The sequence below is a fragment of the Mucilaginibacter sp. FW306-07-L genome, assembly GCF_058782065.1.
The window spans coordinates 363,850-383,628 of the sequence record NZ_JBYSXI010000003.1; the positions used below are offsets into that span (position 1 = coordinate 363,850).

Below are 19,779 nucleotides of genomic sequence, written 5' to 3' on the forward strand. Positions count from 1 at the left end.
CAGCATGGAAAACTTCTCGTTAAAAGGCAAAGTAATTATTGTAACCGGCGGTACCGGTGTTTTAGGTGAGGCATTTGTTAAAGGCATAGCTGAAGCTGGCGGCATTGCCTGCATACTGGGCCGTAATGAACAGGTGGCTACTGAGCGTACCGAAGCCATTAAACAGTCAGGCGGCGAGGCTATGGCCCTGGTGGCGGATGTATTGAACGAGTCTGATTTAATAGCCGCCCGTGAAAAGGTGCTTGCTGCCTATGGCCGTATTGATGGTTTGGTTAACGGCGCTGGGGGCAATTTACCGGGAGGCGTTATTCAACCCAATGATGATATATTCAGTTTAAACTTTGAGGGGCTACGCCAGGTGCTTGACCTCAACCTTTGGGGCAGCATTATACCAACACAGGTATTTGGACAGTCCATGACGAACGGGGGCGGCAGCATCGTTAACATTTCATCCATGACAGCACAGCGGGTTGTTACCAAAGTATTAGGGTACAGCATTGCCAAAGCGGCTATTGACTGTTATAACCAATGGTTTGCCGTTGAGGCTGCTAACCGTTATGGCGATGCCATCCGCATGAACGCTATAGCGCCGGGCTTTTTTCTGACGGAGCAAAACCGTACACTGCTTACCCAACCCGACGGATCATACACCTTACGCGGTAACCTGGTAATACAAAACACACCTTATAAACGCTTTGGCCATCCGGATGAACTGGTAGGCGCTTTGATCTATTTACTGAGCGATGCCTCCCGTTTTGTTACCGGCTCCATTATCAGTGTTGATGGTGGCTTCTCAGTATTCAGCGGGGTATAAGCTATACTTGCAGGCTGTATAAATAATCAGACGGCGACATCCCGAACTGTTTTAAGAAATTACGGCCAAACTGGGTTTGTGAGCTATAGCCAACCATGTCAGATATTTCATAGATCTTGAACTCACCCTCACTGAGTAATTCCGCGGCGCGTTTTAAGCGCCCAAGGTTAATCAACTCGTTGGGGGTTAGGTCTGATATGGATTTGATCTTTCTGTAAAGCGTAGGCCGGCTCATATTCATCATATCAGCCAGGTTTTCCACGTCAAGGTCCTTGTTGTCCAAATTTTTCAGGATAAGCTCATTCAGTTTTTCCAAAAACAGTTCATCGGCGCGGGTATGGGCAATGCTTTTAATGTGAGCCAGCGGCGATTTGGCAAAGTACTGTTTTATTTTATTTCGGTTGCGCAGCAAACTGGCCACCTGTACCTGCAAATACTCCGGCGAAAAAGGTTTTTCGATATATGCATCGGCACCCAGTTCAAGCCCTTCTATTTTTGATTGCAGCGTATTTTTAGCGGTAAGCAATATTACCGGGATGTGACCGAGCTCAAAGTCAGCTTTTATGGCTTCGCAAAGGGCAAACCCATCAAGCCGGGGCATCATTACATCGCTTATAATTAAATGCACTATTTGTTCGCGTAAAATTTCAAGCGCAATTATGCCATCAGGGGCAGTAATAACCCGGTATTTTTCACCCAGGTCTTCTGATACAAATTCAAGTATCTCCTCATTATCATCCACGAGTAATACAACCGGTTTATCAGCAACAACATCATTGGGCTGATAAGCAGTAACGCTTAATGTTTTTTCCATTTCCCGCTTAGGTTAAACTCTATTAATTGGTGCACAGGTAGTGTTAAAGCAAATATATTAAAACGTTTTACATATCCCACCAATTCGAGTTTTCCATTGTGTAATTCGGCAAGTGCTTTTGATATAGAAAGGCCAATACCGGTGCCTGGTTGCTTAGCCCCATCATTCACCCTAAAAAATGGCTCAAATATGCGGGCATTCAATTCAGCCGGGAGGGATTTGCCATCGTTACGCACTTCAATGGTAAAATTTTCATCTACAGTGCTTATCGGCATCAGGGCAACTTCAACTTCGTGCTCGCCGTATTTTATAGCGTTATCTATCAGGTTAGTTATAATTTTGGTAAAACCTTCAGGGTCAACATAAGCATGCACCTTAGCATCGGGCAGTAACAGTTTATAGGCAATATCGCGTTGTTCAGCAGCTAACTGAAAACGGGTAAAAATATCTGTTAGCAGGTCGGCAATATCCACATTTACAAAACTCAATGAAAAGCCCTTGGCTTCGGTTTTTCTAAAATCAAGCAATTGGTTAGTTAGGGTTAGTAAACGCCCGGTGTTGCGGTCTATAATACGCAGGTTCTTTTCAATGTCGGGCACTTCGCCGGCCTTCTTCATTACTTTTTCCATCGGGCCTTTTATCAGGGTAAGCGGTGTGCGTATCTCATGGGCCACATTGGTAAAAAACTCAATCTTGGCTTCGTATATCTCCCGCTCCTTTTCGTTTTCAAAAAGCTCCATCTGGCGGTGCTGTTTTGCCTGTAACCGTTTGTTGTAAATATTAATAATCCATATTACAAGTGCCATTAATACCAGTGTATAGATCAGATAAGCGGTATTACTTTTCCAAAATGGCGGCAGTATTTTAATCACAATTCGAGCCTCCTTATTACTCCAGATGCCGCTGCTGTTAGCCGCCTTTACCCTGAACGTATATAACCCGGCAGGCAGTTCAGTAAAAAAAGCCCGGCGGTTGGTTTTAATATACGTCCATTGGTTATCAAGTCCCTCCATTTTGTAGGCATACTCCAGGGTACCCGGCGAGGTATAGCTCAAGGCCGAAAAATCAATACTGAACGAACTGCTTGTGTGATCGAGCGTTAACTTGCGCGTAACTAATACTGAGCGTTTAAGCGGCGACCCTTTTTGCCCCACTACAAGCTCCCGGTTATGCACCTGAAACCCTGTGATATATATAGGCGGCACCGTAGTGTTGGTGATAAACTCATCGGGGTTAAAGCTGATCAGGCCTTTTACACCACCAAAATACATACGCCCGGAAGCATCCTTATAAGCCGAGTTATAGTTAAACTGATCTGTTAATAAGCCATTGGATTTGGTGTAAACCCTTACCTTTTCTGTACGCAGATCAAAGCATACCAACCCTTTTGATGTACTGATCCACAATTGTTTACGATTGTCCTCTAATATACTGTACATTAAATTGTTTGGCAGCCCGTTGTTTACCGTGAAATGTTTAACACTTTTCGTTTCGCGGTTATACTTAAACAAACCCGACTCGGTAGCGAACCACATTTTTTGATCAGAGTCCTCAAATATACCCGTTATGCGGATTTTGGACAGATCAGCATTTACGGATGGCAGCTTTACAATACTGTTACTATTGCCATTGGCATCCAGGGTATATATTCCATTACGAAAAGTACCTGCCCAAATTGTACCCTCCTTATCCTGAATTAGCGTTGTTAAAAAAGATGATGCAGGCAATTGCGGCATTAACATAAAATCATCAGCCGACTTGTTATATTTATATAAACCAGCCGGGGTACCTACCAGTATATCACCTGCACGGGTTTTCAATATGCAGAATACAAAGTTGCTTTTAAGCTGATTTAATCCCGGCCCTGAATGATAATGGCGTATTACTTTACCGGTACGTATATCCATTACATCAAGGCCATGCTCAAAAGTGCCTATCCATATCTCATTGCTATCCACCATCAAACCATGCAGGTTTGTGTTTGCAATACCTGAGCGCCCGTCGCCCGGACTGTAGCTTGTAAATTGGCGTTTTTGGGGGTTAAACTTATTAAGCCCAGCATCTTCGGTACCTATCCATAGGTTGCCCGCATTATCATGGCTTATTTCTCGCACGGCATTACCGCTAATTGAATTTTCGCCTATGCGGGGGAAATATTTTTCAAAATAACTATACCTGGGCTGATAGTAATTAGCCCCACCAAAATAGGTGCCCACCCATATACCTCCTTCGCTATCTTTACTTATAGTATATGTTGCATTATCAGCCAATGAATAGGGGTTATTATATTGCTTATGCAGGTTTACCAGCTCTTTAGATCCTTCACGATAAATATATATACCTGATTCTGTCGCTATCCAAAGCTCATTAGCTGAAATCCGCATAAAATCCCGGACGAAAATATCTGTGCCGTTCTTATTATGCGTAAGCAAGTCGGTTGATGTATGCGTTTGAGTGTTGAATAATTTTACGCCCTGGTTTGAGGTACCAACAAGCAACCTGCCGGGCCTATCGCCGCATATTTTCTCGATCCAGTTAGATACCTGACTGTTATTTTTATGTTCAAATGCTTTGAATACTTTAAAGCTATCTTTGGCCTCATTATATTTTTGAAGATAACCGTCGGCAGTAGCCACCCATATATCTCCCTCAAAAGAACGGCATAAAGCTGTTGCTAAAAGCCTGTTGCGATAAGATTGTATGGTATGTTTTTTAAGATCGTACTTAAATAATGAAAAATCGGATACTACCCACAAATAGTTTTTTTGCCGTAAAACATATTTAATAGCTTGCTGAGGGCTGCCCGGTAAAAGAACGAAGCATTCTCTCTCCCAATCATAACGGTAAAGGCCATTTTCAGTTCCTACCCAAAGTATACCGCTTTCATCTTCATAAAGGGTTGATATGTAATTACTTCCTAAGGTAGTTTTATCAGCCGGGTCATTGCGGAAAATTTTGAAACTGTAGCCGTCAAACCGGTTAAGGCCATCTTTGGTACCAAACCACATAAAGCCACGGCTATCCATTATGCTGCAAATAACCGCGTTGTTTGACAGGCCGTTCTCTACCTGGTAATGCGTAAAGTAATGTGATTGTGCCCCGGCCTTAAAACCGGCAGCAATTAAGCAAAGCAGTAAAAATAGTTTAACTCTCAATCAGCGTTTAATTGGTATTGATACCAAATATAGCTAATCATGTTTAACTAACCAGCCTGTTAATGCATTATGAGAACAGTTTAGATTGAGACGATTTGAGGAACTATTGATACAAATTAAAGACCTGTTCAGTTATTAATTATCCATCTTTGAAATAACCATTACAACTGCCTGCGGGTAGCCAATTAAATTAATTTTTTTAAGATACATTCGCAATTACAGATGCCTGTAAGCAAGCCGCTGTATTGTTTTAACAGGCTTGTAAACCCTGTTGTGTATTAGCCATAATAAAAAAGCGGATGAATAATATTAATCCGCTTTTTTATTATGTGTTTCACGATTGTTTATTTTAGCACTTTAGTTGACCCTCGTTTAACCAAGTCGGCCGGTATCTGCATCTTGATCTCTGAAATGTCCAACTGGTCATCATTTAACCGCGAGAGCAGCAGGTCAATAGCTGATTTTGCTATCTGGTAAGTAGGCTGTTTAACGGCTGTTATGCCCGGGGGGTATAATTCAAACAGCTCATTATCATCAAAGCTAACCATGCCAATATCGTCAGGTATATTCAGTTTAAGTTCGTTAATAGCCTGCAAACCCATGGAGCCCAAATAGTTGGTGCTAAAAAATACCGCGTCAAGTTTTTTATTCTTCTTCAAAAACTCCTTTATAGCACATATTGCCTCGGCCTTATCACTACCGAAGGGCACTTTAAGGACGTTCTTTTCGTCTTGTTTCAGTTCGCTTGCCCTGATGGCATCACGATAGCCTGTTAACCGCTCCTCAAGCTGAACCAGGTCCAGGTCGGGTGTTACATAGGCGATGTTTTTATAGCCCGATGAGATGAGTGAACTCATAGCGCTGAAAACACTGTTATAGTTATCAACCAGCACATGCGGTATATTCAACTCCGGAAAGTACCCGTCTATCAGCACTACGGGCTTGCCGTTATTCATTATGGCTTCGATTTCCTGCTCCAACCCTTTCATCGGGGTAACAATGTACCCGTCAACCAATTGGTTCGACAGCATTTTGATCACATTTTTACCCGTTTGTATATTGTTATTGGTGCTACAATAAATAACACCATAGCCTGCCTTTTCGGCTTCTTCTTCAATCACTTTAGCCATAGCGCCAAAAAACGGGCCGCCAATGGTTTCAACAATCAGCCCTATTACCTTTGATACTCCTGTACGCAAGCCTACGGCCATACGGTTTGGTTCGTAACCATTTTTAAGGGCGGCATCAAGCACCTTTTTTTTAATCTCATTACTAATACGCCCTTTACCGTTTATTACAAATGATACAGTGGTTATTGAGGTATTAGTAAGCTTAGCAATATCTTTTATCGATACCTTTTTCTTATTGTCGGCCATTTCAGTATAAACGGTAATGTATGGTTTAGCCTTGGTTTAGTGTTATTATGCAATATAAAATTTAATATTATAAAGCATTCTTAATTAATAAGTGTAAAAATAACTTTTATTATAACATACACAAGCGAGCATATTACTTTAGCCTGCCGAATGGTATAACGCTGTTTAAGCTATAATTGTATTTGCCATATTGAAATCCTATCTTAACACACCCGGTTTAATGTTGTTGGTTTATTATATTTATGAGCATACTTCCTAAACTCAGTCGCTTTGATCTGTCAATGATCGTGATCAGCCTGGTGATCGGTATGGGCATATTTGCCACACCAACTGAGGTATCGCAAAATTTAACCAACCCGTACCTCTATTTCGGGGTATGGCTTTTTGGCGGACTGATAAGCCTGTTCGGCGCGCTTACTTTTGCCGAGATAGGTGCAAGATACCCGGCTACAGGCGGATTTTACAAAGCCTTTTCATTTAGCTTTCACCCTGCTGTGGCTTTCATGATCAATTGGATACTGGTAATAAGCAATGCCGCCTCTGTAGCTGCTGTAACGTTAATTGGCGCACAGTATATCGCTCCGCTTATTATGCCGGGCGGCCTGCAAAGCGCGCTATGGGTTAAGGTTATCGCCATATCATCGGTATTGATATTATATATTATCAATTTAAGAGGCATTAAAATGAGTGCCCAAACTCAAAACCTGCTTACCTTATTTAAAATAGCCATTATACTGGTAATATGCAGCGCGATTTTTAAGGTTGATTCACAACCGTTACAACCCGTTATTATTCATGGCGATTACAATACCTGGTCAGACATTGGCATCAGCCTGATCGCTGTGTTTTTTACTTACGGGGGTTACCAGCAAACTATAAATTTTGGCGGAGACAGCATCAATGCCAAAGAGAACATCCCTAAGGCCATATTAACCGGCATGTTTGTGGTAATCGCTTTGTACACGCTTATCAACATAGCTTATTATAAAGTATTGGGCATTGCGCAAATGCAGCATACCCCGGCGCTTGCCGCGGTATTGGCCGGCTCGCAGTTTGGGGTTACGGGCTATAAAATTATATCGGTACTTACTTTTGTATCCGTACTAACCTTTATCAATGTAAATATTATGGCCAACCCGCGTATTTATTATGCCATGGCCGAGGACGGTATTTTGCCCGGCATCTTTAAAAAAATAAACCCTAAAACCCAGGTACAGCAATTCGGCCTTACCTTTTTTGTGCTGATTGTGCTTTGTGTCCTGCTGTTTGTTGATTCATTTCGCAGCATTATAAGCTACGTTATGTTTTTTGATACGATCGGCCTGTCAACAGCGGCTTTATCGGTATTTGTGCTTCGCAAAAAAACAAAGCATTTAAAGCTGCCTGGCATATATGCTACCAAGCTGTACCCCATTATACCGGTAGTGTTTATAATTACTTACTGGCTTATTACGTTGTTTATATTTATGAAACATCCTGTAGCGGCAGCCGTATGCATAGGTGTATTTGCACTCGGTTTGCTTATTTATTATATTACCAAACACAGGCAAAAATCAATTACTAAACCTAATCACTCACAATAATATCTGTTATGGATCTGTCTTTTATTTTAAATGAGCTTGGCGAAGAACGCGGGCAATACTTTAACGCCGTATCGCCACCGGTTATGCAAAGCAGCAATTTTGCTTTTAACACCGTTGCCGATATGCGCAATGCCATGGGTAATGAGTTTGATGCTACCCTTTATTCGCGCGGACAAAACCCTACCCTTAATATATTACGTAAAAAACTTGCCGCGCTTGACGGCGCTGAGGATGCCCTGCTTTTTTCGAGCGGGATTGCGGCCATCAGCACCTCAGTTATAGCCATGGTAAAGCAGGGCGACCATGTAATTTGCGTGGAAAACCCCTATAGCTGGACGGATAAACTATTCCGCGAATTGCTGCCCAAATTTGGTGTTACTACTACGTTTGTACCCGGCATCGCGTTAAGTGACTTTGAAGATGCTGTTTTACCCAACACTAAACTCATCTACCTGGAAAGCCCCAACACCTTTACTTACGAATTACAGAACCTTAAAGCTGTGGCAGCATTTGCCAGGGCACGGGGCATAATAACTATTATTGATAACAGTTACTGCACCCCGCTTTTTCAACAACCTATAGGGTTGGGTATCGATCTGGTAGCGCAATCAGCTACAAAATATATCGGCGGGCATTCAGATGTAATGGCGGGCGTAGTTACCGGCAGCCGAAAATTGATAAAACAGCTATTTGAGCATGAGTTTATGAACCTCGGCCCGGCCCTTTCGCCGCATAGTGCCTGGTTATTGCTGCGTGGTTTACGTACATTGCAGTTACGCTTGCAACGGAGTTTTGAAAGCACGCGTATTATAACCGACTGGCTTTACCAGCAGGATGCCATTGAAACCGTGCTTTGGCCGTTTAGTCCGGCATTTACGCAAACCCAGTTGGCACACGAACAAATGCAGGGCTGCGGCGGACTATTCAGTATCGCGCTAAAAAATTCAACTTATGCTAAAATAGAGGCCTTTTGTAATGGCTTGCAGCACATGCTGATCGCCGTATCATGGGGCGGGCACGAAAGCCTGGTGCTGCCTGCCATAGCCTCTATACCGCCCGAAAAATACGACATCAACAATATAAGGCACCAAAACATCCGTGTATACATAGGCCTTGAAGAGCCCCAATACCTTATTAGTGATATTGAGCAGGCTTTGGAAAAAGTGAAGTTGTTAGATACCGTTTACAGCTAATAATTAGCTGTAAACGGTAAAACGTATTATTGCTTTTTTAGCGGCTGTGGCGCTACGTAAATAGTACCGTTGGCCATCATGGTTTTACGATGTATACTTACCACTTTACCGGCCGCATTACGGTTAACATAAATGCGTGAACTGTTTGGCGCAATGTTGGCGTTAAGGCCATTCACCACCAATACATCGGGTTTTACCTCTTGCAGGGTGTAGCTTTCGGCGGGCTTGCCCGGTTCGTTACGTTTAAATACCAAGCCGCCTTTAGCAACCGCTATGGATACATTGTTGGGGTATTTACCCACCAGCTCAGCATATTTACTTTTTATATTTACGGGTTTGTTTGTAGCCATGTTGCTGTTATCAACCACCCATTGCGCCGCCTCACGGGTAACGCTGTCCTTACCATTCTTAACAATATCCTCCAGTATCAGCTTACGGGCGGCTAACAGCGCATCATTTTTACCGGTTTGCACATCGGGTATAACACCAGTACCCTCCCAACCCACATTACTGCCGGGGCCGACAACCATTTTAAAAGGCGTGAAAACGATCAGGTTATTTTTAAGCGCTACATAGGTGCCCGCGATACCGGCACCGGCAGTAGTATCACCCACTATAGTAGCCCTGTGCAATTTTTGCATGGCATACGCAAACCCTTCTGATGCCGAGCCTGTACCCCGGCCTACCAGCAGGTAAACCTTGGCATCGGGTATGCGTTTGCCGGGCACGTAGGCGTAGGTCCACTCCTGCTCATCCTGCTTGCGGTCCTTGTAAAAACCGTTCAGGTAAAATTGCTCCTGGCCGGCATTATAAAAGTATGATGACAGGAAACGCCCCATTTGCCCCGTACCGCCGGGATTATTACGGATATCAATGATTACATAATTGCTATAGGCCGCCATGTTCATGCTTGCAGCAGCCATTTCAAAAGCCTCCTTTGAGCCATAGAACGGGCCGGGGGCATTGATATACGCCGTTGAGGTGGCCCCGTCTATCTCAACCTTTGTAAAGCCATAATTAGCCCTGCGCTCCGAATCGTCCTCCTGGTATTGTCCCCCCTCGGCGCGTGGCTCCGTCATGCTTTTATATACCTGCTCGTTACGCATAACCCGCAGGTGTACATCTTTATGGGCCTTGTTTAAATCCTCGGTCAATCGTGATGCCAGTTCATCTTCGCTCAGGTTATCGTAGCGGCCTGCTGCCTCCGCCTTTTTCAGAGCTTCGCTGTATTTAGCGCTGATGTCGGGGAAGGGATAAACATCAACCAGCTTATCAGCCAGTTTGGTTACTATTTCGTGGCGGTCGGCTTCGTTTACGGTTTGAGCAGCGGCGTATTGGGTACAAGTAAATATACCGGCAGTAATTGCAGCTAATAGTACGTTTTTGTAATAGGCGTGTTTCATTGTGAATTGTGATATAGAGTTCAGGTAAATATAGCAATTAGATAAAACGTTTTTTCAATATTATTATCTGGTAGCTTATGGGGTGAATCAATAAATTATAATATCCTGTTTATTACTCTTTTAATCGCAAGGTCATCTATTAAACCGGTATATGAATTTGTTAATACCAAACGAGATTTTATAGCCGCTGGCAGTTCATTTAAAGATTTATCATCATCTATAATTATAAGATCATCAACGATGAAATCATTTAGAAAAATCCAGTTCATAATCTCATCCTTTCTGCTGTTATTAATGGTAATGGGTAAGTTAACGATCGATATTTCACTTACATCAATTCCCCTTTTACTGAATATCTCTTTCCATTCGGGTATAGTATATCTAAAGCGATGCGTAGTTGATAAAATCAATTCATCTTTTAATGGTTGTATTAATGATTTAATGATTCGCACTGATGCCGTATTAAATATGTAAAACCCATCCTCGTCAAAATCAATTTGCTTTTGTGGGTTTGCATGAACCATGACACCATCAATGTCTAAAAAAATCTTCATTTAAAAATGGAGTGTTATTATTTTTAAAATATATAAATCATTTATTGGGTAAAACATACATGTCCAAATCAAAATTAATATTTAACTCTTTTATGAGGTTATTATATCGAGCATCAAAATGAACCCATGGCGCATTTTCTCCATTATCAAAATAAATAAACATACCACAGGATATTTCACAGTGATATTTCTCGCAAAATGGCTTTAATAATTCAATTTTAGGCTCGAGTAAATTTAGTAGTGCATCGAGGTGCTTATCGAAATCGGCGTGAGGGTCTAAGCCGGACGATATTGACCATGGATTATTTTCAATTAACGGGGAGTTTGCATTCCGGGGATTTTTCGTATCCCATTTTACTTTAATGGTATGCCCTTTCGCTCCTGAAATATTTTGTATCGATGAAAAAATAATAAAAACACTAATATTTTCTTTGGTTTTTCATCAGCAGCTTATTTAAAAATCAGCGCCTCTCCCGACTTATATTTGATTATTTTAACTGTAAAAGTACCTTTCTCCTTTTTTAGCGTATCACCTTTTTTAATCCTATAATTAAAACTCCAATTATTATAAGATAAATAGTACGTCTTATTAACTATCGTAACATAAGGAAAACCCTTTACATCATATCTAATATTTTGCACTTCTCCGTCAAAATAATAATCAGAATTTTTTTTATAGTCTTTGTAATATAGAAAACACATGCTTCCAGCGAACACAATAACCGCTGTAATTCCAGCTACGATCTTCCACATATTTTATAATTAACCATCACAATTTTACCTATTGCTTTACTCATAATAAAAAATGCCGCCTATCAGTAAGACAACCAGCATTAACGTGGCCCTTAGACTACAAAACTCGAACTCTTTTATGGGTGATTTGCATAATGCAGCGGGTTTAGAGGATAATTTGTCGTGCTTTTGTACTACGTCAGTTTTCAGCGACCACGCTATTAATATCTATGATTTCAGATGATGTTTTTGTTTATCCCATTGCTTTTAAATAGATTTATTGGTAAAATTACTTTCCCAAACAGAAAGTAATGTATGATATTGAAGAAACAGGAGGTACAAATATCGGATTGGGCCGAGCCACATGGCCTTTTGCTAAGTTATTAGTTAATAAAAATGAGTTGCAATTAAATGCATCCATAATAGGCAATCTTTATTTTAAACCTTCGGATGTTATCTCTATCGAACCATTTTCGTTGTTTTTTGGAGCCGGTATAAAAATTAATCATCGTATTAAGGAATATAGCGCGAAGGTCGTCTTTTTAACCCCTGGCAGCCGTGACCTGATAAAACGAATAGAAAGCACAGGGTTTTTAAATAACACCGAACCCATACCTGCTGAAATTGAAGCCAAGATAATAAAATATCAATCAAGCGGAAGCTTTCCCATGAAATGGTCAGCGGTGATTGTTTTTGGCGTTATTTGGAATTTATTATTCCTTGGCGATCAATTGGGTTATTTTGGCAATACCAATAAACGTATTCTTATGGGGATATGTGCACAATCGGCTTTAGCATTTGCCTTTGTATTTGCTCTGTCGATCCTATTATCAGAACCGTTTAGCCGAATTGTATTAAAAGAAGGTCGTAAAGCGAAAGAAATTAGATCATTCTTATTTTTTTTAATGCTAATTACTGGATTTATGTTCATAATGGTTTCGCTCATACCGCGTTAGTGTCGCAAAAAAGCCCTTAGACTTTCATCTAAAGGCTTTTGTAATCGTTCCCATGCTGTTCCCATGGATAGGTTTAAACGTAGCCCCGACGAGAATCGAACTCATATCTAAAGTTTAGGAAACTTCTATTCTATCCGTTGAACTACGGGGCCTGCTATTTGAGCAGCAAATTTGCAAAATTTAGCTGACGCTGGCAATTGCGCCGCATAATTTATTTGCTGCTCATTTAAATCCTTAACGGCTTATAAAGTAATCGCCACGCTTGCGGGCAAAATCATCAAACAGCGCAGGGCTTACACTGCTCATTACTGATCGGGATACATAAAAGCTTTGCTGGTAGGTTACCGGGCTCACTTCATTACCATTAACCACGAACATGGTAAGATAACTCTTAAACTTGAACGGCGAATTATCCTTATTAAATGTGGCCGACTTTACCGGTTCGGAATTAACCACACCGGCATACGTTTTAGATAGGGCGACCACATGGTACGCGGTATCAGCAAAGTCGATTTTCTTGTCTTTTAAATAAAGCGTGTTAATACTTGATTGCGTATGCGGCGGCAGGTAGGTTGAATTTTTAGGCAAAGTTATATTCGCATTGATGTTACCAGTAGTGAAACCTGCCGAAGTTGGCAGCCAATTGCTATTGCCATAATAAAAATGACTGGTTACTGTGTTCATTCTTCCATTTAATGCGATGTTATCGGGCACGTAGCTTATAGCCTGATCATCAATTATCAGGGCTGATTTTTGCCAGTCGATATATAACGGTTTTTCCAGCTTGTTGTATACGCCCACCTTTACCGGGCCATTCTGTCCGTTAAACGCGTAGGATATTTTTACCGAGTCGTTTTCAAAAATCCATTCGCCGGTTTTGTCATTCATTTTGCCTTCATCGCTGTTAACAACGTTTAGTTGGTAGCTTTTGCACGAAGCAAAAAAGCCGCAGCAAAGTGCCGCGGCGTATAGTATTTTTTTAATCATGATGTGGTGTTTAATAATATTAGAAACTTGAGACTCAAAACTAAGCCCACAGTTTAAAATACATATTAAATTATCATGGTATTTTATCGTATTACTGCTCCGTTTGGCATTTCATCCACCGGGGCAACAAAGCTTAGCTTGCCTTCGGCATTTTCGGCCATCAGTATCATGCCTTGCGAGGTAATGCCTTTAATATCCCGCGGTTCCAGGTTTACCAGTATGCTCACCTTTGCGCCAATAATAGCCTCCGGCTCATAATATTCGGCGATACCCGATACTACCGTACGATGATCAATACCCGTGTCAATGGTCAGTTTTAGCAGCTTCTTGGTTTTGGCAATCTTTTCGGAAGCTAATATGGTACCGGTGCGAATATCCAGACCGGCAAACTGCTCAAAGCTGATATTCTCCTTTGCCGGAGCAACAACAGCCTCTATAGCTTGCGAGGCTGCCGCTTTTTGAGCCTGGAGTTTTTGCAGTTGTTTTTCAATCACCTCATCCTCTATCTTTTCAAACAGTAGTTCCGGTTTATTCAGTTGATGGCCGTTCACAAATGATAGCTTCTCTTCAAAGCCGATGGTATCTACCGGCCAGTTCAGCATGTGGAATATCTTTTTAGCAGTAGCCGGTAAAAACACCTGCAGGCAGGTAGCCAAATGGCCAATCAGCACCAGGCTATTATGCAAGGCTTCTTTAGCAGCTTCCGGTTCTGTTTTTATCGTTTTCCAAGGCTCTTTTTCTGTCAGGTAACGGTTACCTAAACGAGCCAGATCAATAACAGCCTGTAAGCCCTGGCGGAATTTAAATTCTTCTATGGTTTTCTGTAGCTCATCATAACCCTTGCCAATCTCCTCATTAAGGGTTGTGTCAGTCAGTTGCAAGTATGGGCCTGCTGTTTCTATCTTACCATCGTAAAACTTATGCATCAGTATCATTACCCGGTTAATATAGTTACCTAATATGGCTACCAGTTCGTTATTTACACGTGCCTGGTAATCTTTCCATGTAAACTCGCTGTCGCTGGTTTCGGGTAATATGGATGTAAGTACGTAGCGTAATTCGTCCTGCTTGTTCGGGAACTCCTCCAGGTACTCGTGCAGCCAAACCGCATGGTTTCGCGAAGTAGATAACTTATCGCCCTCCAAATTCAAAAACTCGTTCGCAGGCACATTATATGGCAGCACATAATCGCCATGCGCGTGTAGTACCGATGGGAAGATGATGCAATGGAAAACAATATTATCCTTACCAATAAAATGGATCAGGCAGGTATCATCCTCCGTGTTCTGCTGTTTTTTCCAGTATAGCTGCCAATCCTTGTTATTATCAATGGCCCATTGTTTAGTAGCCGATACATAGCCTATCGGCGCATCCAGCCACACGTATAGTTTTTTGCCTTTGGCTTCTTCTAACGGCACATCAATACCCCAGTCCAGATCACGCGTCATGGAGCGTGGTTGCAGGCCCGATTTTAGCCACGATTTGCATTGGCCGAATACGTTTACCTTCCACTCACCTTCCTTTTCGTCTATCCATTTCTCCAGCCAGGGCTGATACTTATCCAGCGGTAAATACCAGTGCTTGGTTGGTTTCAATACCGGCGTTTTACCGCTCAGGGTTGATACCGGGTTGATAAGGTCGGTTGGGTTAAGCGATGTACCGCATTTTTCGCATTGATCACCATAGGCGTTCTCATTATGGCAATTAGGGCAGGTACCTACAATGTAGCGGTCGGCTAAAAACTGCTGGTATTCCTCGTCATAGTACTGCTCCGAAAATTTCTCCTCAAACTCACCTTTTTCATACAAATTCAAAAAGAACTCTTTGGAAAGATCGTGATGTATAGGCGATGAGGTACGGTGATATATATCGAATGAGATGCCGAACTTCTCAAAACTATCCTTTATCTGGTAATGATACTTATCAATAATGGCCTGCGGTGTGGTGCCTTCTTTTTTAGCTTTTATAGTGATGGCCGCGCCATGCTCGTCAGACCCACAGATGTAAACCACATCGCGCTTTTTAAGGCGCAGGTAACGTACAAAAATATCAGCCGGTAAATACGCGCCTGCCAAATGCCCGATGTGTAAGGGGCCATTGGCATAAGGTAGTGCCGAAGTAATGGTATATCGTTTAAATTTATCGAGTTGTGACATTATGTACCGCGTTATTTATAATTTGGCAAAGATAATTCAATATGAGCATAACTCCCCCATATCTTAAAAAAGGTGACAAGATAGCGATCACCTGCCCTGCCAAAAAGTTGCCCAAGCCTATGACAGATGCCATTAACCTGCTGCAATCATGGGGGCTTGAGGTAATTTTAGGGGAAACGGTTGAGGCATCGTACCACCAATTCTCGGGCGATGATGCACTGCGGGCTAAAGACATGCAGCGCTTTGTAGATGATGATGGCATTAAGGCCATTATAGCAGCCCGCGGCGGCTACGGTACTATCCGGATTATAGATCATGTAAATTTCGACCGCCTGGCTACCCATCCCAAATGGGTTTTAGGGTTTAGCGATATTACTTTACTTCACAGCCACCTGTATAGTAAATACCAATTAAAAAGCATACACGGGCAAATGCCGGTTAACATACCAGATGCATCCGCTCAATCCATACAAACGCTACACAAGGCTTTATTTGGCGAACCTTTGAGCTATGAATACACATCAGCAGGAAATTATAACATCAACGGCGAAGCATCCGGTATTTTGGTTGGCGGTAATTTAACCTTGCTGGTTTGCACGCTTGGTTCCGTATCCGATTTCGATTACAAAGGTAAGATCCTTTTTATGGAGGATGTTGGCGAATATCTTTATTCAATAGACCGGTTGACCCGCACACTTGACCGAGCAGGCAAGCTCAGAAATTTGGCTGGCCTTATAGTAGGCGGCTTTACCGACATTAAAGATAACGATATTCCGTTCGGCCAAACCATTGAAGAAATTGTGCTCGATGTAGTTAAAGATTATGGCTACCCGGTTTGCTTTGATTTGCCGGCAGGGCATATATCAAATAATCAAAGCCTTATTCACGGCGGCATGTTGAACTTAAAGGTTGATGGGCAACAAGTTAGTGCAAACTATAAATAGCAACTACTGTTTTAATCCATATATTCCGTTCACTTATAAATTTATGATATGGCAGTTTTAAGCAACCTGGGCCGGTACAAGGATGCCGGTTTACTGGTACTACGCGTTGGCCTTGGCGCCATGATGATTTTTCACGGTTATCCAAAACTCTTAGGCGGGCCGGATGGCTGGGCACAGTTAGGTGCATCAACAAAATATGTGGGCATAACCTTTTTGCCTGCCTTTTGGGGATTAATGGCCGCGCTGGCCGAGGCAGCAGGAGGTATTTTGCTTTTATTAGGATTATGGTTCAGGCCAGCGGCTATATTTTTAACGCTGAACATGATCGTGGCCTCGGCCATGCACCTGGGTAAGGGCGATGGGTTGATGGAGGCATCGCACGCTATTGAACTGGCCTTTGTATTTGCCGGGCTGATATTTATTGGTCCGGGTAAATATAGCGTTGATAAAAAGTAACGGTTAAAATTTCTGATCGATCTCTGATAATTCTTCTTGTATACTGTCAAAATCTCCCATAAAAAAAGAAGGCTATCCGGTTAACCGGATAGCCTTCTTTGATGAACTAATAAAGTTTATGGCCGAGGTTCTTCGTATACATATTTTTCTGTGAAAAATAAACGGTCTGCACCTGCTTGTGTCATAATGTACTTAACATTCATTGTTAATTTACCATCAACAGTTTCAATTTTATTAACGCCAGTGGGGTCTAATTTAACCGCTCTTACTTGAGGATTCGTTCCTTGACCGTAATAATTGGTTACTGCAACCACATCACCTTTATCATTAAATTCAAAAACCGGAGCAAAATTACCAAAGTAACCACCACTAAATCTATGACCAAATAATCCACCATTCAAATCTGGATCAAAATAAGCATTGGTGAATTGTCCTTGTGTAACTAAATAAATATGATATGGATAAGTTCCTGTGTTGTTTGCAGATGTCGCATCCACCATTGTACCGGTAACTAAATACTGGCCATCATATTTATTTTTAATTGAAATTTTTACAATAGCTGACCCATAGTTACCGCTAATAGTTTTCCCTGAAGCGTCAGTAATTTTTATTGGAATTGCATAATCATGATGCAAAAAAGCTGTATCTAATGTGTTAAGCAAGTTAATTACGTATGAGCCAGCTTGTTGACCAGAAGGAATGCTTATTGTTTTATTTGGTATTGAAAAATACTTCGACGGAAGCATTTCTACCTGATCGTCTTCGTTAATTGTATTATACTTAGTCAATGTGGCTTCATCCAATTCTATTGTAACATTAACTCCTGGGCTTTTCTCACCAAACGCGTAATTTATTGGTATATTATAAGGTATTGGATTAGCATTACCAACAACCGCTGCTGTTATATCATTAGGAGAACCATTAGAATTAGGAGAAGCATCAGGAATCTCGATCACCGGCTGTAATTTGCTCAAGTCCTGTTGCACATTGTCATCTTTCAAGCATGATGAAAGTGCCATAATCATTGCTGATGCAGGAATGATATATTTTAATATATTAAATGTCTTCATTTTTTTACTGTTTGAGTGTTATTACCTTGCACCTTTATCCCAGAAAATTCTGTTTGTTTGTGGCCTTATCGCGCCTTCTGCACCAACGTTAGCAGCATTATAATTATACTCACTTTGAGGATAAATTATACGTAGCGGAATTTGATTATTCCCCCTGCCCGGAGCTAATGATAGTGGCAAATCGGTAAGTATCGCTTCAGCACCATCAAGACGTCTGTAATCAACCCAAGCTTCAAAATTATTTATCCCGGCTAAAGCGATATATTTTTGGAAGTTAATTAGTCTGATTTTGTTACCGGTCCATGCAGCTTTAGGGTCATTTTCTAGGTAGTCTGTTGCTTCAACTGCCGGAGCACCTAACCATTGAAAAGAAGCTTTTACTGCGCTTTCATATAAATTTTGTGAGCTACCAGAAATCCAGCCTCTCTCAGCCGCTTCTGCTTGTAAAAATAAACTTTCAACTGCTGTAAAAAACCACTGTGGTTGGGAGGCTGAATGCGCAAGACCCGGACCAGCAACGTTAGATGAGTTTACTGCCTTGTAAGGATCATCATTAGGAATTACCTCACCATAGTTATAGCCGTAATAAACGTTGCCTGAAACAGGTGTAGCAGCTTCATCAAAAACATACAGAAACCTGGTATCATAGCTTTCAGGATCGCTCCAACCATATACATCATTTAAAAGGTAGTTATTTGCTCTCCAGAATTGGTTTGCAACGTCACCTGTATAAAGTTGTTCGTAAGCATTCCAAAATGGGTTTTGCTTATTTTGACCTTGTGTAAATGATAATTTTACGTAAGCATTATCACCTAACACCTCTGTGGTAAAGTCACCAGGATTAGATAAATATCCATCAGTGGTTACTTTTGAAAGTTCTGCTTTAGCCGCAGCATCTGTTGTTACCTCCGATGTGTGGATAAGCAATTTTAATCGTTGTGTGTTAGCTAATTTTATCCATGATGCGGCAGTTCCATGATAAACCACGTCCGCGTCTTCAATACCCGGGTTTTTATCCAAATCAGCAACTTTTAGTAATTCAACCGCGGCATCAAGCTGCTTAAACAGGTCAGCATAAATATCAGCACCTTTATTGTAAATAGGTGTTGGATATGTAGTTATTTGAAAAGCTTGTGTGTAAGGAACATTGTTATATTGATCTACCAAATACATAAAACCAATAGTTTTCATGATTTTAGCAATTGCAACATACATGCCCTGATCCGCCGCGACTGCCTTTTTTTCCATAGTATCATAGTCATATAGAATATCATACCATCCCCATTCGTCAGCTTCAAATCCAGTGGTTATGTTATATGACTCTTCCTCGGCATTCGGTCCATAGGTACCTGAGCGAGCCCAATATCCCATCCATCCTGCATAGTTACCATAAGAAACGGCCATTTTGTTTGCAGAACGATATAGTGCGCTTGGCAATATTAACTGAGGAGTTACATCCTGTTCTACTGGTGAACTCGGATTATCATTTATATCAAAAAAACTTTTTTTACAGCCTGCTGAAATAAACAGGATCGCTGTAAAAAATATGCATGTTAGTTTTTTCATGATTATTTAGTATTTGCTAA

Annotated in this window: 16 protein-coding genes and 1 tRNA gene; 6 read left to right on the top strand and 11 right to left on the bottom strand. The window is 41.5% G+C overall.

Annotated features, from left to right (window positions below):
* The first annotated feature begins 4 nt into the window (after positions 1 to 4).
* The gene (locus AC3WJC_RS16735) at positions 5 to 814 is read left to right on the top strand and encodes an SDR family oxidoreductase (protein WP_492400258.1); all 810 of its coding nucleotides are present in this window, start codon (positions 5 to 7) and stop codon (positions 812 to 814) included.
* Between the two features lies 1 nt (position 815).
* Here AC3WJC_RS16735 and AC3WJC_RS16740 read toward each other — a convergent pair whose 3' ends face one another.
* The 3 genes from AC3WJC_RS16740 to AC3WJC_RS16750 form a co-directional block, all read right to left on the bottom strand.
* Positions 816 to 1,628 (bottom strand): response regulator transcription factor, encoded by an 813-nt coding sequence (locus tag AC3WJC_RS16740; RefSeq protein ID WP_492400259.1) that lies wholly within the window; start codon positions 1,626 to 1,628, stop codon positions 816 to 818.
* The gene (locus AC3WJC_RS16745) at positions 1,613 to 4,783 is read right to left on the bottom strand and encodes a ligand-binding sensor domain-containing protein (RefSeq protein ID WP_492400260.1); all 3,171 of its coding nucleotides are present in this window, start codon (positions 4,781 to 4,783) and stop codon (positions 1,613 to 1,615) included. Before AC3WJC_RS16745 ends, AC3WJC_RS16740 begins: the two co-directional genes overlap by 16 nt.
* Positions 4,784 to 5,127: 344 nt before the next feature.
* Positions 5,128 to 6,159 carry a LacI family DNA-binding transcriptional regulator gene (locus tag AC3WJC_RS16750; RefSeq protein WP_492400261.1) on the bottom strand — a complete coding sequence of 344 codons (1,032 nt, stop codon included), beginning with the start codon at positions 6,157 to 6,159 and terminating at the stop codon, positions 5,128 to 5,130.
* A gap of 242 nt (positions 6,160 to 6,401) precedes the next feature.
* Here AC3WJC_RS16750 and AC3WJC_RS16755 point away from each other — a divergent pair, with 242 nt between their 5' ends.
* Positions 6,402 to 7,742, top strand: coding sequence for an APC family permease (locus AC3WJC_RS16755; protein ID WP_492400262.1), 1,341 nt, complete (start codon positions 6,402 to 6,404; stop codon positions 7,740 to 7,742).
* Between the two features lie 8 nt (positions 7,743 to 7,750).
* Positions 7,751 to 8,935, top strand: a complete 1,185-nt coding sequence (locus AC3WJC_RS16760) for an aminotransferase class V-fold PLP-dependent enzyme (protein ID WP_492400263.1) — start codon at positions 7,751 to 7,753, stop codon at positions 8,933 to 8,935.
* 26 nt (positions 8,936 to 8,961) lie between these two features.
* Here AC3WJC_RS16760 and AC3WJC_RS16765 read toward each other — a convergent pair whose 3' ends face one another.
* From AC3WJC_RS16765 to AC3WJC_RS16775, 3 genes are all read right to left on the bottom strand, one after another.
* Positions 8,962 to 10,338 carry a S41 family peptidase gene (locus AC3WJC_RS16765; RefSeq protein ID WP_492400264.1) on the bottom strand — a complete coding sequence of 459 codons (1,377 nt, stop codon included), beginning with the start codon at positions 10,336 to 10,338 and terminating at the stop codon, positions 8,962 to 8,964.
* Positions 10,339 to 10,433: 95 nt separating this feature from the next.
* Entirely contained in the window at positions 10,434 to 10,892 is a 459-nt protein-coding gene (locus AC3WJC_RS16770; protein WP_492400265.1) for an HAD domain-containing protein, read from the bottom strand.
* A 37-nt stretch (positions 10,893 to 10,929) separates the two neighbouring features.
* Positions 10,930 to 11,316 carry a DUF4279 domain-containing protein gene (locus AC3WJC_RS16775; protein WP_492400847.1) on the bottom strand — a complete coding sequence of 129 codons (387 nt, stop codon included), beginning with the start codon at positions 11,314 to 11,316 and terminating at the stop codon, positions 10,930 to 10,932.
* A gap of 619 nt (positions 11,317 to 11,935) precedes the next feature.
* Here AC3WJC_RS16775 and AC3WJC_RS16780 point away from each other — a divergent pair.
* Complete coding sequence (locus tag AC3WJC_RS16780) at positions 11,936 to 12,580, top strand: hypothetical protein (protein WP_492400266.1); 645 nt, start codon at positions 11,936 to 11,938, stop codon at positions 12,578 to 12,580.
* Between the two features lie 80 nt (positions 12,581 to 12,660).
* Here the strand turns inward: AC3WJC_RS16780 and AC3WJC_RS16785 are convergent.
* From AC3WJC_RS16785 to metG, 3 genes are all read right to left on the bottom strand, one after another.
* Positions 12,661 to 12,732 (bottom strand) — tRNA-Arg (locus AC3WJC_RS16785).
* Between the two features lie 82 nt (positions 12,733 to 12,814).
* Complete coding sequence (locus tag AC3WJC_RS16790) at positions 12,815 to 13,567, bottom strand: hypothetical protein (RefSeq protein WP_492400267.1); 753 nt, start codon at positions 13,565 to 13,567, stop codon at positions 12,815 to 12,817.
* Between the two features lie 83 nt (positions 13,568 to 13,650).
* A complete protein-coding gene (metG, locus tag AC3WJC_RS16795) occupies positions 13,651 to 15,723 on the bottom strand; it encodes a methionine--tRNA ligase (protein WP_492400268.1) in 2,073 nt (690 codons plus the stop codon).
* Positions 15,724 to 15,764: 41 nt separating this feature from the next.
* Between metG and AC3WJC_RS16800 the strand changes: the two genes are divergently transcribed.
* Complete coding sequence (locus AC3WJC_RS16800) at positions 15,765 to 16,667, top strand: S66 peptidase family protein (protein WP_492400269.1); 903 nt, start codon at positions 15,765 to 15,767, stop codon at positions 16,665 to 16,667.
* 48 nt (positions 16,668 to 16,715) lie between these two features.
* Entirely contained in the window at positions 16,716 to 17,123 is a 408-nt protein-coding gene (locus tag AC3WJC_RS16805; protein WP_492400270.1) for a DoxX family protein, read from the top strand.
* Positions 17,124 to 17,239: 116 nt separating this feature from the next.
* Here AC3WJC_RS16805 and AC3WJC_RS16810 read toward each other — a convergent pair whose 3' ends face one another.
* Both AC3WJC_RS16810 and AC3WJC_RS16815 read right to left on the bottom strand, forming a co-directional pair.
* Positions 17,240 to 18,193, bottom strand: coding sequence for a DUF1735 domain-containing protein (locus tag AC3WJC_RS16810; RefSeq protein ID WP_492400271.1), 954 nt, complete (start codon positions 18,191 to 18,193; stop codon positions 17,240 to 17,242).
* A 21-nt stretch (positions 18,194 to 18,214) separates the two neighbouring features.
* A complete protein-coding gene (locus AC3WJC_RS16815) occupies positions 18,215 to 19,759 on the bottom strand; it encodes a SusD/RagB family nutrient-binding outer membrane lipoprotein (RefSeq protein WP_492400272.1) in 1,545 nt (514 codons plus the stop codon).
* Between the last annotated feature and the right edge of the window lie 20 nt (positions 19,760 to 19,779).